The sequence below is a fragment of the Stappia sp. ABD4_338 genome (genome assembly GCF_056312175.1).
This window is the reverse complement of the sequence record NZ_CM149982.1, coordinates 1,616,362-1,634,086: the sequence shown is the minus strand read 5'-3', so window position 1 is coordinate 1,634,086 and position 17,725 is coordinate 1,616,362. Positions and strand designations below refer to the sequence as shown.

Annotated in this window: 20 protein-coding genes and 1 riboswitch; of the genes, 3 read left to right on the top strand and 17 right to left on the bottom strand. The window is 65.4% G+C overall.

Going from position 1 to position 17,725, the window contains the following annotated elements:
• Window positions 1-48: 48 nt before the first annotated feature.
• On the top strand, window positions 49-921 hold the full coding sequence (locus ACYX4S_RS07535) for a LysR family transcriptional regulator (protein WP_476362449.1): 873 nt from the start codon (window positions 49-51) through the stop codon (window positions 919-921).
• A 45-nt stretch (window positions 922-966) separates the two neighbouring features.
• Here ACYX4S_RS07535 and ACYX4S_RS07530 read toward each other — a convergent pair whose 3' ends face one another.
• The 9 genes from ACYX4S_RS07530 to aptA all read right to left on the bottom strand — a co-directional run bounded on the left by ACYX4S_RS07530 (window position 967) and on the right by aptA (window position 8,644).
• Entirely contained in the window at window positions 967-1,848 is an 882-nt protein-coding gene (locus ACYX4S_RS07530) for a nickel/cobalt efflux transporter (protein WP_476362448.1), read from the bottom strand.
• A gap of 12 nt (window positions 1,849-1,860) precedes the next feature.
• Entirely contained in the window at window positions 1,861-2,124 is a 264-nt protein-coding gene (locus tag ACYX4S_RS07525) for a metal-sensing transcriptional repressor (protein WP_422068912.1), read from the bottom strand.
• A 117-nt stretch (window positions 2,125-2,241) separates the two neighbouring features.
• Window positions 2,242-2,898: an energy-coupling factor ABC transporter ATP-binding protein gene (locus ACYX4S_RS07520; protein ID WP_476362447.1), complete on the bottom strand. Its 657-nt coding sequence runs from the start codon at window positions 2,896-2,898 to the stop codon at window positions 2,242-2,244.
• The gene (gene cbiQ / locus ACYX4S_RS07515; RefSeq protein ID WP_476362446.1) at window positions 2,882-3,679 is read right to left on the bottom strand and encodes a cobalt ECF transporter T component CbiQ; all 798 of its coding nucleotides are present in this window, start codon (window positions 3,677-3,679) and stop codon (window positions 2,882-2,884) included. Before cbiQ ends, ACYX4S_RS07520 begins: the two co-directional genes overlap by 17 nt.
• 3 nt (window positions 3,680-3,682) lie before the next feature.
• On the bottom strand, window positions 3,683-4,315 hold the full coding sequence (locus tag ACYX4S_RS07510) for a cobalt ABC transporter permease (protein ID WP_476362445.1): 633 nt from the start codon (window positions 4,313-4,315) through the stop codon (window positions 3,683-3,685).
• Window positions 4,312-4,938 carry a cobalt transporter CbiM gene (gene cbiM, locus ACYX4S_RS07505; RefSeq protein WP_476362444.1) on the bottom strand — a complete coding sequence of 209 codons (627 nt, stop codon included), beginning with the start codon at window positions 4,936-4,938 and terminating at the stop codon, window positions 4,312-4,314. Before cbiM ends, ACYX4S_RS07510 begins: the two co-directional genes overlap by 4 nt.
• 29 nt (window positions 4,939-4,967) lie before the next feature.
• Window positions 4,968-5,765, bottom strand: coding sequence for a DUF4198 domain-containing protein (locus ACYX4S_RS07500; protein ID WP_476362443.1), 798 nt, complete (start codon window positions 5,763-5,765; stop codon window positions 4,968-4,970).
• A gap of 163 nt (window positions 5,766-5,928) precedes the next feature.
• A riboswitch (cobalamin riboswitch) is annotated at window positions 5,929-6,144 on the bottom strand.
• Between the two features lie 125 nt (window positions 6,145-6,269).
• A complete protein-coding gene (locus ACYX4S_RS07495) occupies window positions 6,270-7,133 on the bottom strand; it encodes an inositol monophosphatase family protein (protein ID WP_476362442.1) in 864 nt (287 codons plus the stop codon).
• 167 nt (window positions 7,134-7,300) lie between these two features.
• On the bottom strand, window positions 7,301-8,644 hold the full coding sequence (aptA, locus tag ACYX4S_RS07490) for an omega-aminotransferase AptA (protein WP_422068916.1): 1,344 nt from the start codon (window positions 8,642-8,644) through the stop codon (window positions 7,301-7,303).
• Between the two features lie 134 nt (window positions 8,645-8,778).
• On the opposite strand from aptA, the gene ACYX4S_RS07485 reads away from it, so the two are divergent.
• The gene (locus tag ACYX4S_RS07485; RefSeq protein ID WP_293721440.1) at window positions 8,779-9,348 is read left to right on the top strand and encodes a cupin domain-containing protein; all 570 of its coding nucleotides are present in this window, start codon (window positions 8,779-8,781) and stop codon (window positions 9,346-9,348) included.
• A gap of 17 nt (window positions 9,349-9,365) precedes the next feature.
• On the opposite strand, the gene ACYX4S_RS07480 is transcribed toward ACYX4S_RS07485, so the two are convergent.
• Together ACYX4S_RS07480 and ACYX4S_RS07475 are read right to left on the bottom strand one after the other, a co-directional pair.
• Window positions 9,366-9,611 carry a hypothetical protein gene (locus ACYX4S_RS07480; RefSeq protein WP_293721438.1) on the bottom strand — a complete coding sequence of 82 codons (246 nt, stop codon included), beginning with the start codon at window positions 9,609-9,611 and terminating at the stop codon, window positions 9,366-9,368.
• A gap of 153 nt (window positions 9,612-9,764) precedes the next feature.
• Window positions 9,765-10,556, bottom strand: coding sequence for an extensin-like domain-containing protein (locus ACYX4S_RS07475; RefSeq protein ID WP_476362441.1), 792 nt, complete (start codon window positions 10,554-10,556; stop codon window positions 9,765-9,767).
• A 165-nt stretch (window positions 10,557-10,721) separates the two neighbouring features.
• Between ACYX4S_RS07475 and ACYX4S_RS07470 the strand changes: the two genes are divergently transcribed.
• Window positions 10,722-12,026: a DUF2254 domain-containing protein gene (locus ACYX4S_RS07470; protein ID WP_476362440.1), complete on the top strand. Its 1,305-nt coding sequence runs from the start codon at window positions 10,722-10,724 to the stop codon at window positions 12,024-12,026.
• 45 nt (window positions 12,027-12,071) lie between these two features.
• Here ACYX4S_RS07470 and ACYX4S_RS07465 read toward each other — a convergent pair whose 3' ends face one another.
• The 6 genes from ACYX4S_RS07465 to ACYX4S_RS07440 are packed head-to-tail and all read right to left on the bottom strand — an operon-like array spanning window position 12,072 to window position 17,435.
• Complete coding sequence (locus tag ACYX4S_RS07465; protein WP_293721432.1) at window positions 12,072-13,172, bottom strand: energy transducer TonB family protein; 1,101 nt, start codon at window positions 13,170-13,172, stop codon at window positions 12,072-12,074.
• Window positions 13,169-13,777: an ExbD/TolR family protein gene (locus ACYX4S_RS07460; protein ID WP_476362439.1), complete on the bottom strand. Its 609-nt coding sequence runs from the start codon at window positions 13,775-13,777 to the stop codon at window positions 13,169-13,171. Before ACYX4S_RS07460 ends, ACYX4S_RS07465 begins: the two co-directional genes overlap by 4 nt.
• Window positions 13,778-13,781: 4 nt before the next feature.
• Complete coding sequence (locus ACYX4S_RS07455) at window positions 13,782-14,165, bottom strand: ExbD/TolR family protein (RefSeq protein ID WP_293721428.1); 384 nt, start codon at window positions 14,163-14,165, stop codon at window positions 13,782-13,784.
• Window positions 14,155-14,889, bottom strand: coding sequence for a MotA/TolQ/ExbB proton channel family protein (locus tag ACYX4S_RS07450; RefSeq protein WP_293721426.1), 735 nt, complete (start codon window positions 14,887-14,889; stop codon window positions 14,155-14,157). The genes ACYX4S_RS07455 and ACYX4S_RS07450 overlap by 11 nt, the downstream gene beginning before the upstream one ends.
• Window positions 14,890-14,898: 9 nt before the next feature.
• A complete protein-coding gene (locus tag ACYX4S_RS07445) occupies window positions 14,899-15,354 on the bottom strand; it encodes a hypothetical protein (RefSeq protein ID WP_476362438.1) in 456 nt (151 codons plus the stop codon).
• Between the two features lie 17 nt (window positions 15,355-15,371).
• Window positions 15,372-17,435 carry a TonB-dependent receptor domain-containing protein gene (locus ACYX4S_RS07440; RefSeq protein WP_476362437.1) on the bottom strand — a complete coding sequence of 688 codons (2,064 nt, stop codon included), beginning with the start codon at window positions 17,433-17,435 and terminating at the stop codon, window positions 15,372-15,374.
• Between the last annotated feature and the right edge of the window lie 290 nt (window positions 17,436-17,725).

Here is a 17,725-nt window from a genome sequence, read left to right as displayed (position 1 = left end):
AAAATGAATTGATTTCCTGTTTTAAGCGATATCTGTCATGTTCACGACATGACTCCGAAACTCGACATCGGCGCACTTCAGGCGCTCTGCGCGATCAGGGACCACGGCGGCGTGACGCGGGCGGCACACCATCTGGGTCTCTCCCAGTCGGCCGTGTCCCACAAGATCCGGCGCCTTGAGGAAGGACTTGGCTGCACGCTTCTCAACCGTCGGCCCGGACAATCGGTCTTCACGCCGGAGGGGGAGCGCCTTCTCCACTACGCCCGTCGCATTCTGGCGATCAACAATGAGGCCGTCGCAAGCCTGAGCACCGATCCGCTGAGTGGCCTGATCCGCCTTGGCATCACCGAACAGGCAACGCATGGCGCATTGGCCCGCGTCCTCGGACACTTCACGCGATTGCAGCCCGACGTCACGGTCCTTACCGACGTCGCCCAGAGCCTGACGATTGCCGCCCAGCTTGACCGGGGCGAGATCGATATCGGCATCTTCCAGATTTTCCGGGACCGGAAGCGCCACGATGACCTTCTGCTCTCCGAGAGCGAACTGGTCTGGGCGAAGTCGCGCGACCTGGAGCTCGACTGGCAACAGCCGATCCCGTTCCTCGCCTTCGATGACACCTGCTTCTATCGCCGCTGGGCCATGGAAGCGTGTCCGCTGCCTCCGCATGGCTTTTCGACCGTCATGAGATGCGCAAGCCTTGCCGGCATACTGTCCGCTCTAAAGTCCGGCCTGGGCGTCACGTTGATCAGCGCTGATCATGTGGGCCCTGAAATCGAGGCCATTGCAGACGGCTTCGCGCCTCCGCCCCACGTCGCAACCGTCGTACGTGTCGGCAGGAATGCAAGCTCGCGGGCGGTTCAGGCACTCGCAAGACAGATCATGGGCGAGGAAGGGTATCGCTCCGGCAAGGCTGCCTGACCGGCGATCTGGAGGGCCGGCCAAGGGTTCCCATCTATGACGGCATCAGGGATGACCGTGGCCGATCGCGGAGACGATCATCACGATGCCGAGCAGACAGATGAGGACGGCCGACGCGAAAGGGGCCTTCTGCAAGAGCCTGTCGAGCCACGGCGTCCGGTGGGCTGCATAACGAACTCCCACGGCCGCCGTGACGCCGACGGCAACGAGCGTCACCGCCAGGCCAATACTGAATGCGGCAACCAGCGTGAGGCCAAGGGCCATCTTCTTGAGCTGAAGGCACAGCAGAAGCACCGTGATCGCGGCGGGACAGGGTATCAACCCGCCGGAAAGGCCGAGCAGGATGGTCTGCAGCGTCGATGTCCGGCCATCCTGCACCCGAGCCTCGATCTGGCGAGCATGTGCCATCGTGTGAGCATCCGCCTGCGCGATGTCGCGGGGATGCCGGTGACCGGCGCTCCCCCCATGGGCATGAGCGTGAAAATGATCATGCCGATGAGGGGCCGCATGATGCGCGGACACTCCGGCCGGAACGGCATGGTGTCTGTGAACGGGCTCATGTGAGAAGTCGCGGCGGTGCCCTCTCCGCTCCCCAAGGGCCTGCCGCAGGACCCAGAGGCCCACGCCCACGATGATGACGCCGGAGACCGCCATGAGAACCGGCTCGAGATCGTCCCCGATCAGTTCATTGCCATAGCGGAGTCCGAGGATCGCAAGCAGCCAGACGATGACGACATGCGAGGCCGCCGCCGAAAGGCCAAGCAACAACGCCTGAAACGCGGTGCCGCGGATGGCGATGATATAGGCCGCCATCATGGTCTTGCTGTGCCCGGGCTCAAGCCCGTGCAGGGCTCCCAGCACCAGCGCCATTGCAAACAGCAGCAGCGGATTCTCCGCCCCCGCTGCGACGGCAGCGTTGATATCCATCGCACACGCCTCTCAAAGATACTTCGAGATCTCGCGAAACTCGGCGACGAGAGCGGCCTGATCCCTCGGTTCGTTGGCGCTGCCCTCGAGACAGTGATCGATGTGATCGTGGATGAACACGCGCTTCGCCTGCTCGATCGCCTTGCTTACGGCATGGAGCTGCTGGGCGACGTCAACGCAGGACCGCCCGTCCTCGATCATCGAGATCGTTTTCTGCAAGTGGCCGGATGCCCGCTTCAGGCGCTTGACCACATCACCGTGCGTTTCGTGCTTCATGCCTGTATCCTATCCCCCTGGAGGGGATATGCAAGAACGGATATTACACGCATTTCCGGCGCAGCCACCCCTTCCGCCAAAACCGCGAACGGCATGACTCGTTTATGAGGGCGTCACCTAGGCCCTTGCGACAAGGCCCCCGTGCTCCAGGCGCAGCGCACGGGTCGCGAGCCGGGCCCGGAAATCGGCATCGTGGGAGACGACGATCATCGCCTGGGGCAGTCCGAGAAGGATCTCGATAAGCCGCGCCTCGTTCTTCTCGTCGAGCGCATTCGTCGGCTCGTCGAGAAGCAGGACATCCGGCTCCATGGCAAGCACCGTCGCGAGGCTGACGAGCCGCTTCTCTCCACCTGAAAGCTTGTACGTGATCCGGTCCCGCAGAAACGTCAGGTCGAGCTGCTCGAGCACCTCGTCAACGATCCGCGACGCTTCCGTCCGGCTCTTGCCAAGGTTGAGCGGGCCGAAGGCCACATCCTCCGCCACGGTCGGACAGAAAAGCTGGTCGTCGGGATCCTGGAAGACGAAGCCGGCGCGGCGCCGGACGTCATGAAAGTCGGCCTCCTCCCGACACTCGCGCCCGAAGGCGCGCACCATGCCCCGGGACGGCTTCAGCAGTCCGACGATCATCCGCAGCAGCGTGCTCTTGCCCGCGCCATTGTGACCGCTGATCGCCAAGCGCTCGCCCGTGTGCAGGGTAAGCGAGGCCCCTCTCAACACGGGCGCATGGCCGTGATAGCCGAAGTGGAGGCCATCCAGTTCAATAAGCGGTGCCATTGCCCCACTCCAGGATAAGCAGCGTGCCGCCGACGACAGACGCCAGCGCCGCGAAAACGGCATCGCGCTTCGAGAAACGCATCGCATCGAGAAGCGGAATGGCACCCGTGAACCCTCGGCATTTCATCGCCGCGAGGATCCTTTCGGAGCGATCGACGGATCGCACGAGCATCATTCCGACGAGGAATCCGATGGACTTGTAGGTATGAAGCGAGTTGCGAAGGCGGAATGAGCGCACCTTCATCGCACCGCGCAGCCTCTGGTACTCCTGATGAAGCACCGAGATGTAGCGCACGGTGAACATCAAAAGATGCACGAGTGTCTCGGGTGTCCTGAGCCTGTGCAGCGCATGTCCGAGCGTCACCGGCTCCAGCGTTCCCACGAGCACCATGAGCATCAGGATGACCGCATTGGCCTTGAGCGCGATCTCCGCTGCCTTCAGAGCGCCCTCGAGCGAGAACGGAAAGCCGAATACGAAGAAGAGCGGCGTGCCCGGAACCGTGAACGGCAACAGCACGAGCATGAAGATGATAAAGCCGTCCATCGCCGCCATGCGCCGCAGCGTTCCCTTCAGCGGCAGACGGGTGGCGAGCAGCATGGCCAGCGAAACGCCGAAGCCGAGCGCCAGCACGGCCAGGCTCTTGAGGCTGACGACAAGGACCGCGAAGAACAAGGCGGCCAGAAGCCGGCTTCTCGGGTCGAGACCGTCCAGAAAGTTTTCGGTACGCGCGCCGTCCGCACCGATCAGAACCTTCGGACCCGACGAGACGAGGTGTCCCATCGGTCAGGTTCTGGCCATCTTGCGCCGCGCGGCGACATAGAAGAACACGCCGAACAGACCGGCGATATAGCCCATCCCGCCAAGGATCGTCTGCAAGTCGTTCTTCTCCTTGTAGGCGGCGATCTCGCGGCGCAAGGGCGTGACCTCCCTGTGGATCATCTCGCGAAGGAGTTCCCGGTTTTCAGCCAGAACCGCCGCATCGGCCGCGGCACTATTCGTGTTCGCCGCAACGGATACGCTTCCGGCTCCCGGGCTCTTCGCCGCATCACCGGACACGCCGGGGGCCGTGGCCGACCCGGCTCCTGCAATCCGGGGCAGTTCCTCCAGGCCCATGCGAACCTCGGCGACGTGCCCTGCCCCCAGGTTCGCCCTGAACACATGCACAACCCGGCTAGTCGGCGTGAACGAGAAGAAGCCGTCCTCGTCGGTCGTTGCCTCGCCGAGCTTGGCGCCGTCCTCGTCGAACACCTCGACCAGCGTGTTTGCGGCCATGTCACCGTTCGAGAAGCCGACTTCCCCCTCGATCATGCTGCCGCTTGCAAAGACCGAGGCAATGACCTTGTGGGCAAGGGCCGACTGGAAGGAGGCCAGGGCGAAAACCAGTCCGACGATGACGGACACTGTCACCTGTTTCATGCGACGCTCTCCGAAGATGCCTGCAGTCCGATAAAAAGCTCCGGCTTGACCTTGCGCGCCAGGTAGACGGCGAAGCCGGTGAGGATGCCCTCGATTGCCATGACCGGGATGTGGGCGAAGAACACGAGCTTGGCGGCGGGCATGAACTCCTCACCGCTCATGGCAAGCGAAAGGCCGACGAGGAGCGTCGTGAAGACGATCGAGAGCGCACCGCCAATTCCGCCCACGACGGCAGCGACAACCGGTGATCTCGCGGCCAGCCCCGACCGACACAGGTAGTAGACCGCCACCGCCGGCAGCGCGATGTTCACCGTGTTGACGCCCAGAACGGTAAGGCCGCCGAAGCCGAAGAAGATCGTCTGCAGAAGCAATCCGACGAAAAGCGCCGGAAAGGCAGCCCAGCCGAGCACGAGCCCGGCCAGACCGTTCAGGATCAGATGGACGCTCGAGGGCCCGATGGGCACATGGATCAGGGATGCCACGAAGAACGAGGCACTGAGCACTCCGGCCGCGGGGATTTTCTCCATGGGGAGCTTGCGCAAACCCATCGCGATGCCGCCGGCGGCCAGCACGGCCCCGGCAACCACCACACCATGCGACAGTGCGCCGTCGACGATATGCATGCACGCCTCCTCCGGCCCGGGCCTGCCCCTTACTCGACGTCGTAGGCGCGGACCCAGATAACCGCATCCTGGCTGAGTTCCTTGCCCTCATGCTCCTTCACGGGACCGGAACCAAGCGCCGCGAACCCCCAGAATCCCGCCTTGGGAATGCCGAAGGTGAAGTATCCGTTCTCGTCCGAGATCGCGACCACAGCACCGCCCGGCATCGGGGATGCCTTGGGCGCCACCGGCGTGTTTGCGTTCATGTCGGGCTCGGCCGCCATGTATTCGATCTCGATCTCGGCGCCGGGGACCGGCTTGCCCTCGGACAGGACACGCCCGGAGAACGTCGAGCCGGCAACGATGTTGGTCGGCCGGTTCAGCGGCAGGATCTCCGTGACAAGTCCCTGCGGCTCCATCCAGTCGGTCGGCATCTCGTTGCGGTTCACGTAGGACTTCGTGATCTGCTGGATGAAGATGTCCTCGCTCTCCTCGTAGTAGGGAGCGGGCTCCACGACGAGCACGTAGTCGCCGCTGCGTTTCACCGGCAGCGTCGCGTCGAAGGCCGCGGCCTCGTTCTCCGTTCCCGCGAAGGTGATCGGCTTCAGGGATCCCTTGAGATCGATCTTCTCGCCGCGATGGACGGCGTAGAACTGGATCGGGTCGCCCATGTCCATGACATGACCGTTCTCGAAGGGGTGCCAGAAGATGAGTTTGACCGGAACGTCACCTGCCTTTTGCAGGTTCACCTCGGGCGTATAGGCGAGCTGGAAATGCGCCTGCGCGGCAAGCGGAGCGAGAAGAGATGCGGCGCAAAGCGCACCGAGTCCGAGCCTCGAGAAATTCATGTAGCGTCCCTCTCAATGGGCCGCCGGCTTGAACAAGCCGGCACGGTCGACTGAAAGGACGATCGGGGAAGGATGCGGAAAGCGGAGACGGAATTCACCTGTCGCTCACCCGCGTGACGCTCACCCCGGCGTCCGGTTGCGGTGGTCACGAGGCTGCCCAAGGCAGATCGTGACATCAGCGGCAGGTCTCCTGGCTTGCGGGTCATCGCCTGAACCGGCCTTCCCGGCGCATAGCGCCAGTGGCATCGTCGGTTCCGGCTCTCCGCTCACAGTTGCGGGGGCAGCCACGGTTTCGGTCCCTGTTGGGTACGCCTCACCGTGTTCCCTTTTAATCCCAGGGCCAGACCTGACCCCGAGAACCGTTGACGCGACAACATGGCCCCGGCCGTTCCGGCTTGTCAATCACAAGTCGCGACCCAGTTGAGACACGCCGGGCAAGGCGACGCGTCAACATCGCCCGCATCAGCGCGGAACATCTACCGGGACACAGGAGAAGACCCTACGTCAGCCCTTGGTTGAAGCCATTCGCGCGACATCGAGCGCGACATCCCTGCTCGAAGCGATGATGAGCGGACCGTCACTGCGTGCCGGCAGATAGGGAGCGGTTCCTGCAACCGTTGCGTGCCCGCCCGCCTCGGCGACGATCAGCGCACCGGCGGCGTGGTCCCACGGCTTGGGTTCCGGAGAAACCGCGTAATCGGCGTAACCGAAGGCGATGGTGCGATACTCGTGGCAGGAGCAGCGCAGGGCCCGGGTCGGCCCGAGCGGAGCGAAGCGGGCCATCACCGGCGCCCGGTCCATCGGCTCGAACAGGTCGACCGGAACGAATCCCTGCAGCCGGCCCGCCGGCGGACGAGGCCGGGTCGTGAGACGGCGAGGCGTACGGCCGGGCGCCGAGAACCAGGCTCCCTGCCCCTTGTGCGCGACGATCCAGTCATCGAGGACCGGATCATACAGAAGGCCGAACACCGGCTGCCCGCGCTCGACAACGCTCAAGATGACGCCAAAGGCCGCGATACCCGACGCGAAATTGCTGGTTCCGTCGACGGGGTCGATGACCACACAGGTCTTCGCATCTTCCATCAGAGCAAGAAGATCGGGCGTCTCGGAGACCGCCTCCTCGCCGATCACGAGCGCGTCGGGAAGAAGATCGCGCGCGGCGATGGTGATTGCCGCTTCCGCCGCGTGATCGGCGATGGTCACGAGATCATCCGGCCCGGCCTTGGTGTCGATCTCCTCGTCCGCCAGGTTCCGGAAGCGGGGAAGGATCTCCCGCGCTGCCGCAGCCCGAACGATCTCGATCAGCGCCGCCCCGGTCGCCTCGTCAATGCCGGCCACCAGTCCCTCGCCCGTTGCACCATCGTTCACCGCATCATCCTTTCGTACCCGTGACGGGCTGCATGTGCTTCGTCAGCAACCCGTTGATTCGACGCGAGAGTCTAAAGCCCCGTCATTGCGATTTGTTGTCAGAGTCAAAAGCGCCCGGAGGCTGAGCCTCCGGGCGCGGCAATCGCTGCGGTGCGGCGATCAGACGATCATTCGCAGACCTTCAGGGCATCACGGACACATTCCGCCATGCGTGCGACTTCGCCCGGCTCCACGATCAGCGGCGGCGACAGCGCGATGATGTCGCCGGTCACTCGGATCAGGACGCCTTCCTCGAAACAGCGCGTGAAGACCTCGTAGCCACGCGCGCCGACCTGACCGGCCCGCGGCGCCAGTTCGATGCCCGCGACCAGGCCGATGGTGCGCACATCGATCACATGCGGCTCTCCGCGAAGCGCGTGCATCGTGTCGCTCCACAGGGTCTCGAGCTCCGCCGCGCGGGTCAGGAGCCCCTCGTTGGCGTAGATGTCCAGCGTGGCAAGGCCGGCCGCGCACGCGACCGGATGGCCCGAATAGGTGTAGCCGTGGAAGAGTTCGATCGCGGCCTCGTCGCCCTGCATGAGCGCGTCGTGCACGTGGTCCTTGGTGAAGACCGCGCCCATCGGCAGCACACCGTTGGTCAGCGCCTTGGCGGTCGTGAAGATGTCCGGCTCGACGCCGAACCGGTCGACCGCGAACGGCGTTCCAAGACGGCCGAATCCCGTGATGACCTCATCGTAGATCATGAGGATGCCGTGCCGGTCGCAGATCTCCCGCAGGCGCTTGAGGTAGCCCTTCGGCGGCACCAGAACGCCCGTGGACCCCGCGACGGGCTCCACGATCACCGCCGCGATGGTGTCGGCGCCATGAAGGCCGACCAGCCGCTCCAGATCATCGGCCAGTTCCGCACCGTGTTCCGGCTCGCCGACGCTCCACGCGTTGCGCTCCAGGTCATGTGTGTGGCGCATGTGATCGACGCCGGGCAGCATCGCGCCGAACTGGCGGCGATTGCCCATGATGCCGCCGACGGACATGCCGCCGAACCCGACGCCATGGTACCCGCGCTCACGGCCGATGAACCGGGTGCGGGTCCCCTCCCCGCGAGCCCGGTGGTAAGCGAGCGCGATCTTCATTGCGGTATCGGCGGACTCGGACCCCGAACCGGTGAAGAAGACGTGGTTGTAGCCCTCCGGCGCGAGATCGGTCAGCCGCTCGGCGAACTCGAAGGCGATGGGATGGCCGAGCTGGAACGACGGCGCATAGTCCAGCTTCTGGAGCTGCCGGTACACCGCTTCCGCGATTTCCTCGCGCCCGTGACCCGCGTTGCAGCACCAAAGGCCTGCGGTGCCGTCGAGCACCTCGCGTCCGTCATCCGAGCGGTAATACATGCCCTTGGCCTCGGCGAGCAGCTTGGGAGCCGCCTTGAAGCGCCGGTTCGAGGTGAACGGCATCCAGTAGGCGTCAAGCGGGCGATTGTGGCCGGCCTGTCCGGCTCCGGGCAATGTCTGGTCCATTTGGCTGTTCCTTCTCGGAAGTGTCCCCTCTCACGAGAGAACACGGTTCCGGATCGGGGAAACAGTCTGTTTCTTCCATGTCATAACTTATTGATCTAACATATCGCGAGCTCCAAACGTTCAGGATCGTAAACATGCAAGGCGATGAGGACGAGTTCGTCAGGACCCTTGGCCCCCGCCTGAAGGCGGTGCGGGTCTCGCGCGGCCTGTCCCAGCGTGCGCTTGCGCGCAGGGCCGGTGTCACCAACGGCACGATATCTCTGATCGAATCGGGGCGCATGAACCCCTCCGTCAGCGCCCTGAAGCGAGTGCTCGACGGCGTTCCCATCGGCCTGTCCGAGTTTTTCGCCTTCGAACCGGAGCCGGAGGAGCAGGTGTTCTTCGCGGCGGAGGACCTGACCGAGATCGGTCGCGGCGGCATTTCCTATCGGCAGGTCGGCGGCTCCCTCTTCTCGCGGTCGCTGCAGATCCTGCACGAAACCTACCAGCCGGGCGCCGACACGGGCCGCGTCATGCTCACCCATACGGGCGAGGAAGGCGGTGTCATCGTCAGCGGCCGGCTGGAGGTCACGGTCGGCGAAAGCCGGAAGATACTGGGACCGGGAGATGCCTATCTCTTCGACAGCACGCGGCCGCACCGTTTCCGGGCGGTCGGCCGCGAGCCCTGCGTCGTCGTCAGCGCCTGTACACCGCCGACGTTCTGAGGCGGGAGCGGGCCCGGTCAGGACTGACCGGACCAGAGGCCGCGCGAGGTCACATAGACAAGACCGAAGAGGTAGATCCCCGTCAGGGACAGCATCGTCACGATGAGCAGGGGATATCCGAACCACGCCAGCGCGATAAACCAGAGTGCCGCGATGTTGAAGGCGAAGGCATAGCGCTCGAAGGTTCCGCCGAGCCTGGCGCTGCGCAGCATCCAGCCGAGCACGGGAATGTATTCGAGAAGGCGGGTGGGCCTGTTCGTCATGGGGGTATCCGTCCGTTTTGTCAGATGCCGGTCCGAACGCCCGCACACCTTGCGCGGAAGCGCCCTCCTGAGGACCGGCTCACCCGCGCAAATTCGTGCGCCCCGCCCTGTTGTGCCATGCGACGCACCGCCCCTGCGACAAAAGGCGCGGTCCTAGCGGCAGTAGGGCGAACGCCGGGGCTTGGTGTCGAAATGCAGATGGTCGTCGTGATAGGCGTCCGCGCCAGGACCCAGAACCGTGGTGAAGGGACCGCATGCCGCCGCACGCAAGGCACGCTGGAACCTTGCACCGGCATCGTCGTCCCCGGCTTCCAGGGGACGCACGTCCCACCGCGCGCCGTTTTCCAGCACCAGCCCACGCACGTCGATCGCACGCCCGAAGGCATGTTCGCTGAGCTGTGCACCGGACTGCCGGTTGCGCCCGCGACACTCGTAGGCCCCCGCGACACGAACCGCCGCGACGGGACTGGACAGGGTTTCCTCGGCCATCGGAAAGAGCTTGGTCGCGGTGAAGGTCGCGAAGGCGAGCGCGGTCCGGCAGGAAAGCTCGGCCTCGGGCGAGATGCGCATCCCCCCGACGGCCGAAAGCGCGACCGGCTCGGTCATCCCGCAGTCGCCGGGCGCCTCTCGCGCCTCCAGCGGGCGCACGCGCGCGCCGAGATCGGATAGCGCCGCGAGGCACGCCGACAGGGCGTCCGAACCCGACACCTCCGGAGCCGGCTCACTCCTTTGCGGTGTTTCCGGCTTCTGGCGAGGCAGGTCCTTCCGTCCGGCCCCGGAAACGTCGGCCTGCCCCTGCTCCGGAGCCACCGCGCCCTCCCCCGGTTTGTCGCGCGGCACCTGGGCATTGAGTGCCTGCGGCACGGCGATCATGGCCACGACAAGACCCAGGCGGACAAGACCCGCCCTTGAACGGTTTGCGGCGACGGGGCGATGGCCAGGCATGGGGTGCTCCTTGGTGAAAGGGATGGCCCCGGCCGGCGCTGCCGCCCGGAAAGCGTGAGATGGACTCGGCGCAAAGGGCGCCTATCCTGCGGGATGTCGACGGCGCCCTTTTGAGGGGAACTCCTCACGGCCTGGAACGTTCCCACACGGTAGCGGAGAAAACGCGTGGATCCATCAACTCTTGCCGTCCGGCTGCGTCGTCTGGTGCGCGGTTTCTTTTTCCTCCCCGGCCTTCTCGCCGGATGCGGCGTCCTGCTGGCGGCCGCGACGGTGGCCTTCGACCGCACCCAGCTTGCCAGCGACCTGTTCCGCGAGCTTCCCTATCTCAAGATAAGCGCCGTGGGCGCGCGCTCCGTGCTCGGCACCATCGCCGGCGCGATGATGACCGTGCTCAGCCTGGTCTATTCCCTGACACTGGTGGTGTTCACGCTTGCGGCGGGAAACATCGGGCCGCGCCTGCTCGAGACCTTCACCGACAACCGGGTCAACCAGACCACCATCGGCCTGCTGGGTGCTACGTTCCTGCATTCGCTGATCGTTCTCTACCTGCTTGCCGACGGCGACGTGCCCAGGCTCGCGGTCGCCGTCGCCATTGCGCTTGCGACGGTGAGCTTCTTCTGGCTCGTCTATTTCGTCCACGACACGGCAAGCAGGGTCATGGTGGACAACGAGATCGCCCGCACCCAGCGCAGCCTTCGCTCCGCCGTTGCGCGCCTCCTCGCGGATGAGCCCCGCGAGGCTCCCGACGACCGGAAGAGCCTGCCGGACGAACCGGGCACGCCGGTCAGGTCCACCCGTTCGGGCTATGTGACGGCCGTCCAGCAGGACCCGCTTCTCAAGACCGCGAAGGAGTGTGACGGCTTCATCCGCATGGTCGCGAGCCCGGGGCACTTCTTCATCGCGGGCCAGCCGCTTGCCTATGTCTGGGGGGAGCCGGACGAGAAGGCGATCCGCGCCGCGGTGTTCATCGCGGACGCGCGCGCGCCGGACGGCGATCTCCAGTTCAACATTCATCTCAATGTGGAAATCGCGCTTCGAGCGCTCTCGCCCGGAATCAACGATTCCTATACGGCGATCAGCGCGCTCGACCAGCTCTCGGCATCACTTGCCCTGATCCTGCAACGCGGCGTGCCCTCGTCGCTTGTGTGCGACGGCGACGGAAACCCGCGTGTCTGGATCGAATTGCTCGAGGTCAAGGACATGGTCGGCACCGCCCTTCATCCGCTGCGCCGGGCCACGCGTGGCAACGTCATGGTCAGCCTGCGCCTTGTCGAGGCCATCGGCCGCATGGCGCTCGTCACCAGGCCCGAGCACGTGCCGATCCTGACGAGACACCTGACGCTGATCGCCGAGGACGCCCGCGCCGCGATCCCAAACTCCGGCGATCGAAGCGCCGTGGCCAATGCCATTCGCCGTGCCCGCGAGGCTCTTGGCCACGCAAGGCGCCATAACGACGATGATGCGGGCTGATTCAGCGCGGCGTCCCACGCCCCGCGTGCAACCGCCAGCCGGATATCACTTGACCCCGATCGGCACGGTGAAGGGCATGGAGCGGCGCCCGAGTGCGGGCGGGATCGGCGGGAACGGCGCGGCACGACGCACAAGCGACAAGGCGGCGGAATCGAAGCGTCCGTTTCCGGAGCTGCGGACAAGCTTTATCGAGCTGACGCCACCGGATGATGTGACGACGAACCTCACATGCGCATCCCGATTGGCGTGACGCAGATCCCGAACGCTCCGCCTGGCCCTCTGCAACCGGCGCAGGACCTGCCCCTGATAATTGGAAACACTTGCGTTTCCGGCTTCGACGCGAGCCGTCCTGCGCTTCGCGCCACCGGCCTGCGCGGTCGCCTTGGCGCGACCGCCGGCCCCCTGCGAGCCACCGCTCTTGCGGGCCCGTGCCGGGGCTTTCTTCTGCCGGTTGACCGTCTTGGCCTTGCGGGCCGGAGCCTCGCGCTTCACCTCGGCAATCTTGAGATCCTTGGGCCGGCCGCGCGGCATCGGCACGGCCTGCGGGGTATCCGCTTCAACGACATCCTCGCTCGTCACGGGCTTCGCGACTGCGGTCTCGGGCTTCTTTGCCTCGCTTGTGTCCTCGGCGCGCGCCGTTTCGACGGGTGCCGCCACGGCATAGGCGACCTCGGCAGGAGCCGAGGACGACAGCTCCGGCCCCTTGGCCGCAACCGTTTCGACCGGCTCGGCATCCGTGGCGGCGGGTGCCTGCACGGTTTCCGGGGCTTCCACCGGTGTTTCGGTGGCTTCGGCGGTGGAGACTTCGGTCGCCGTTTCAAGAACGGGAACCTCGGTCGGATCCGTGGCCTCGGGCGAAACGGACTCCTCGAGCGCGGTCGATTCCTCAACCGCCTCATCCGCTTCGGGCGCGTCGACGGGCTCGATCACCTGCTGAACTTCGGTCTCGGTGACCTCTTCCCCCTCTTGTGAGGTGCCGGCCTGGATGACGTCGGCGAAAACCTCGCCGATCTCAGCCGACATGGCCGGGCTGCCGCCGGTCATCAGGGCCGGTTCGCTGCCCGAAAGATACACGCCGGCGGCGCCCGCGTGCAGGGCAAGGGACGCACTGAGCGCCACCGCCAGATGCCAGGTGCGAAGCTTCATTGCTCGGCTCCCGCTGTTGCCGGAGCAGCGGCGCCCGACGGAACGGCCACGCCGTCCGCATCGTCTTCGGTGGCCGCATTCTCCGTGGTCTCCGCCCCCGGCTCCACGTTCTCGTCCTGCCCCGTGGTGACAAGCGACACCTTTGCCGCCCCGAGCCTGTAGAGCCCGTCGACAACCTCCAGCAGCCGGTCGGCGGCGAGATTGCGGTCGGCGGCCAGCATGACAGGCGGACCGTCACGCGGCGCGGGGCCGGAGACCGTCTCACCGCCCTCTTCGGGCGCGACCGTTGCCGGAACCGGATCGGCCAGCGCGGCGGGCGTATTGTCAGCCTCGCGCTCGGCCTCCTGGCGCCTCAGCACCATGTAGGCCTCGGGCGTGATCGCGTTGCCGCGATAGCGCAACTCTCCCTCGGCGCTCACGAAAAGAGCATCGGGCGGAGGCAGCGGCGGCGCTTGCTCGGTGCGCACGAGTTCCACTTCCGGGTCGACCGGCGGCGAAAGCTGCCCGGCGATCAGGAAGAAGATCAACATCAGGAACACGACGTTGATCAGCGAAATCGTGCTTTCCGCCTTACGCTTCTCGACCGGATTTGGAAGTCTGATCATAATCTTATCTCGCCAGAACGACCTTGAGCCGTCCGCCTGCCCGCATCATCTCCAGCGCAGAGACGAGGTTCTGCGCCGTCGCGCCCTCACGCGGCACCAGAAGCGCGGACGTCGCGCCACTCTGCAGCAGTGCTTCGACCATCACCCTCCCCACGTCCGGATCGGGAATGCGCTCCCCGTTGATCGAAAGCCCTTCGGCATCGACGGTGGCGAACACATCCGGCCTTGCCGCCGACCCGCCACCGCTTCCCGGAGCCGAGAGCTCCACGCTGTTGAAGCGCGTGAAGGTCGACGAGAGCATGAAGAAGAGCAGAAGCAGGAAGATCACGTCGATCAGCGACGTCAGCGACACCCTTCGGCGCGCCGGACGCGGCATGTCAATACGCATGGGCGACCCGCTTTACCGGCTGCACCTGATCGGCCATGTCCTCACGCCCGGCGATGGACGCCATGTCCGCCTCGACCTCGGCCGGATTGCGCGTCGCCTCGAGGATCACGGCCGAGGACAGCGTCTCGATCGCCACCCGCTCGTTCTCGATCAGACCCTCGAAGAAGGTCACGACAAGCGAAACGGGCATGGCAAGCGCAAGGCCGGCCGCCGTGGTGAGAAGCGCGACCCAGATACCGCCCGCGAGCAACGAAGGATCGACCGCATTTCCGGCCCCCTGAAGCTTCTGGAACGCCTCGATCATGCCCAGCACCGTACCGAACAGGCCAAGCAGCGGCGCAAGCTGCCCGATGGTGTCGAGTGCGCGGATGCCGCGTCCGAGACGGTGCAGGCGGATGGTGGCGATACGCGCCACCTCGTCCTCGATCCACGCCTTGTCGGCACCATGCTCGCCAGCCGCCGACATGGTCGCGGAGACCGCCTGGCCGGTCGGTCCGCGCGCGCCCGCGAGAAGCTGACGCGCCTCGATGTGGCGGCCATGCACCCAAAGCCCCACGGAACGCTCGGCCGCCCCCCTGCGCCCCACGCCCTCGATGAGGAACTGCACCAGCTTGATGAGGATGATGGCCAGCGCCACGACGGACAGGGCGCCGATCAGGCTGACGACCGGGCCACCGAGCACGAGAAAGTCGGTGACCTGGGCCACGAGGTCGGAAAACGGCATGTCGCGCTCCTACTGCACGAGGGAAATGTCGGCGCGGCTGGCAAGCTCGAGCCGGGCCGAACAATGGGGAGCCGATCCGTCTCCGCACTGGGCCGGACCATTGACCAGGATGCGGCCGAGACCGTCGCAGGAAACGCCTGCGAGGTCGAACTGGCGTACCGAGGTCTTGCCTTCGGCAAGGGCGCCGAAGTCGAAGGTGGTCAGCCGGTCGACGAGCCCGTCCTTGTTGAACAGGACGAACTCGTAACGCGGCTGCGGCACCTCGGCGCCGGTGCGGTTGGAGACGACGAATGTCAGACGGCAACCGCCCGAGGAGGTCGCCGCGAGCGTGTTGAGCTCGATCGCCAGCCCGTTCGCCCTGGTACCGGAGGCGGGCTCCGCCGCCTCCTGCGCCCTTGCCGTTCCCGACCAGGCCGCGACGAGGGTCAACACCACCGCCGCCGCCAGTTCAATGCGTCGTCCCATTGCAGGCTCCCTGAGGTTCACCAACCGATCGTCTTGGCGAGGGTCAGCTTGAACGTCCGCCCCTTGCCGTCGTCGCCGGCCAGATTGTTTTGGTACCGCTTGTCGAAGAGGTTCTCGACGGAGGCCCGGAATTCCAGGCCCGCGAGCGTGCCCTCGTCCGGCTTCCAGTCGGCGAAGAGGTCATGCACCGCGTAGCCCGCGAAGGGGCCGGTCGTCGCACCGGTGGAAATCGACCCGGCGAACAGGCCGCGCCAGCCGACGGCAAGATCGTACTGCGGGATCTTGGCGCCGAGCGTCATGGCCAGGGTGTCGGCCGGGATCGTGTTCAGCGTCGCGCCCGTCGACTTGTCCTCGCCGTGAACGTGGCTGTACGCCAGGCTGGCGAAGGCATAGTCCGCGTCATAGGCGGCCTCGACCTCGACACCGTAGATCTGCGCGTGCGTGACGTTCTGGTAGTAGGTGACCGGCGTCGGCAGCCCGGTGTTCGGGTTCGGCACGATCATGTCGCGCAGGTCGTTGAAGAACGCCGTGGTCTTGAGCTGCAGGCTGTCGCCGTCGCGCACCAGATCGTATCCGGAAATCGCGAAACCGGCCTCGACTGCGTTGGACGTCTCCTTCTGGAGGCCCAGGCTCATCGTGCGCCCGCCAGGGTAGTCGCCATTGGGGGCGTTGGAGGAGAACAGTTCGTCAAGCGTTGGAACGCGCTCGGTGTGAGCCACAGACCCGAACAGCGAGAAGGTCTCGTTCAGCTTGTACATGGCTGCAAGCTTGGGGGAGAACGCGGTCTCGTTCCGGGTGCTGGCTCCGACGATCCCGTTCGCGGGATCAAGCGTGATGAAGTCGACGCGCGCGCCAGGAATGATCGTCAGGCGGTCGTTCCAGGTGAATTCGTTCTGGAAGAAGACACCGAACTTGGTGTCCGTTCCTTCCGGATGGAAGGAAGCCGGCCCCATGGTCGTGGTCGCCGTGCGCTCCTGATAGGAGCCCTGGGCACCGACGGTCAGGTGATTTGTGTAGCTCTCGCCCGTCCACTCGAAGGTGTTCTCGACGCGCGCGGCATAGGTCCGGTAGCCGTAGTCGCTGTCGGCGAACAGCGGGCTCGGGATCGGCGCGGACGCGTTGCCCTGCCAGACCTGGGTGTCGGAGACCGAGAGATTGATCTTGAGGTCGAGCCAGGGATTGTCGCTCGCCGGGTTCTCGTAGGAGAGAACAGCCGTCTGGTCGGTGATGTCGCGGTCGATCGTGCCGAAGACCGGGAAGGTGCCCGTCTGCGAATAGTCGGTGTCGTTGTCGTTGCTCTGCCAGCGCTCGTAGGAGAGCCGCAGCACCTGCTCGTTGTTGACGCCGAAGCGGTGCGTGACCTTGGCAAGGCCGGAGAAGGACTTGAACGCGGAGCCGGAGACCTTGATGCCGCCGCCGGCGTCATAGTCGTTCGAGCGGCGGAAGTTGCCGTTCAGGAGGACTTCGGTCTGCTCGGAAAAGGCATAGGCGGCGGTCAGGGACGCAAGCACGCCGGCCTTGTTGGAATCATACATGGTCTTCAGGCGCACGGCGCCCGTCTGGCCGTCCGCCAGCAGGTCCGAGGCATCCTTGGTGGTGAAATTCACCACACCGCCGATCGCGCCGGCGCCATAGAGCGTGGAGGACGCCGGCCCGCGCAGGACCTCGACACGCTTGTAGAGCTCGGGATCGGAGAAGAAGGAGCCGACGCGGTACTGCTCGTAGAACTTCACCGCGCCGTCGACACTCACGATGATCTTCGATTCGTCGGCCGAGGTGAGGTCGCCGATGCCGCGAATGTTGAAGGACTGGCCCGCCACGCGGTCGGAGCCGACCACGGTAACACCCGGAACCTGCCGGAAAATCTCGCCGATCGTCATCGGCTGCTCGGCATCGATCGCCTCCTGGTCGAGAACGGTCACCGCCTGCGGCGTGTCGATTGCGACCTTCTCGAGGCCCGCGCCGATCACGACACGGTCGAGAAGCGTTGAATTCCCGGATGCCTGATCCGCGTCATTCCGGTCTTCGCCCGCCACTTCCGTCCGGTCTGCCTGCTGGGCGTAAGCGGCACCCGCCGCCATGAAAACACCTAGCGCAATTCCACCGGACAGCAGAGCAAGACGCCCCGCCAGGACGCTGCTTCCACTTGAGCTCACGACACCCATTCCCCTGTATCTCCGCACATTCTGTCGTTCGCTAGCTGGCGTGCGCTTGCTTGCTTTCGGATTGTTGAAAAAAGTTGAGACCTCAACTCAGGTATTGAACCCGATACAAAACATGAGTTATTCAGTCAAGTAACAGATCGTTAGTTCGATCTCGTCCACAGCCTCCGGCCCGCTAGCCAGCGACACTCGCCCGCCAAGCCTGAAAC

Excerpts from the sequence above, each read along its gene's own strand:
- ACYX4S_RS07535 (WP_476362449.1), top strand. The coding sequence starts at position 49 with ATGACTCCGAAACTCGACATCGGCGCACTTCAGGCGCTCTGCGCGATC.
- ACYX4S_RS07530 (WP_476362448.1), bottom strand. The coding sequence starts at position 1,848 with ATGGATATCAACGCTGCCGTCGCAGCGGGGGCGGAGAATCCGCTGCTG.
- ACYX4S_RS07525 (WP_422068912.1), bottom strand. The coding sequence starts at position 2,124 with ATGAAGCACGAAACGCACGGTGATGTGGTCAAGCGCCTGAAGCGGGCA.
- ACYX4S_RS07520 (WP_476362447.1), bottom strand. The coding sequence starts at position 2,898 with ATGGCACCGCTTATTGAACTGGATGGCCTCCACTTCGGCTATCACGGC.
- cbiQ (WP_476362446.1), bottom strand. The coding sequence starts at position 3,679 with ATGGGACACCTCGTCTCGTCGGGTCCGAAGGTTCTGATCGGTGCGGAC.
- ACYX4S_RS07510 (WP_476362445.1), bottom strand. The coding sequence starts at position 4,315 with ATGAAACAGGTGACAGTGTCCGTCATCGTCGGACTGGTTTTCGCCCTG.
- cbiM (WP_476362444.1), bottom strand. The coding sequence starts at position 4,938 with ATGCATATCGTCGACGGCGCACTGTCGCATGGTGTGGTGGTTGCCGGG.
- ACYX4S_RS07500 (WP_476362443.1), bottom strand. The coding sequence starts at position 5,765 with ATGAATTTCTCGAGGCTCGGACTCGGTGCGCTTTGCGCCGCATCTCTT.
- aptA (WP_422068916.1), bottom strand. The coding sequence starts at position 8,644 with ATGGACCAGACATTGCCCGGAGCCGGACAGGCCGGCCACAATCGCCCG.
- ACYX4S_RS07485 (WP_293721440.1), top strand. The coding sequence starts at position 8,779 with ATGCAAGGCGATGAGGACGAGTTCGTCAGGACCCTTGGCCCCCGCCTG.
- ACYX4S_RS07480 (WP_293721438.1), bottom strand. The coding sequence starts at position 9,611 with ATGACGAACAGGCCCACCCGCCTTCTCGAATACATTCCCGTGCTCGGC.
- ACYX4S_RS07475 (WP_476362441.1), bottom strand. The coding sequence starts at position 10,556 with ATGCCTGGCCATCGCCCCGTCGCCGCAAACCGTTCAAGGGCGGGTCTT.
- ACYX4S_RS07465 (WP_293721432.1), bottom strand. The coding sequence starts at position 13,172 with ATGAAGCTTCGCACCTGGCATCTGGCGGTGGCGCTCAGTGCGTCCCTT.
- ACYX4S_RS07460 (WP_476362439.1), bottom strand. The coding sequence starts at position 13,777 with ATGATCAGACTTCCAAATCCGGTCGAGAAGCGTAAGGCGGAAAGCACG.
- ACYX4S_RS07455 (WP_293721428.1), bottom strand. The coding sequence starts at position 14,165 with ATGCGTATTGACATGCCGCGTCCGGCGCGCCGAAGGGTGTCGCTGACG.
- ACYX4S_RS07450 (WP_293721426.1), bottom strand. The coding sequence starts at position 14,889 with ATGCCGTTTTCCGACCTCGTGGCCCAGGTCACCGACTTTCTCGTGCTC.
- ACYX4S_RS07445 (WP_476362438.1), bottom strand. The coding sequence starts at position 15,354 with ATGGGACGACGCATTGAACTGGCGGCGGCGGTGGTGTTGACCCTCGTC.
- ACYX4S_RS07440 (WP_476362437.1), bottom strand. The coding sequence starts at position 17,435 with ATGGCGGCGGGTGCCGCTTACGCCCAGCAGGCAGACCGGACGGAAGTG.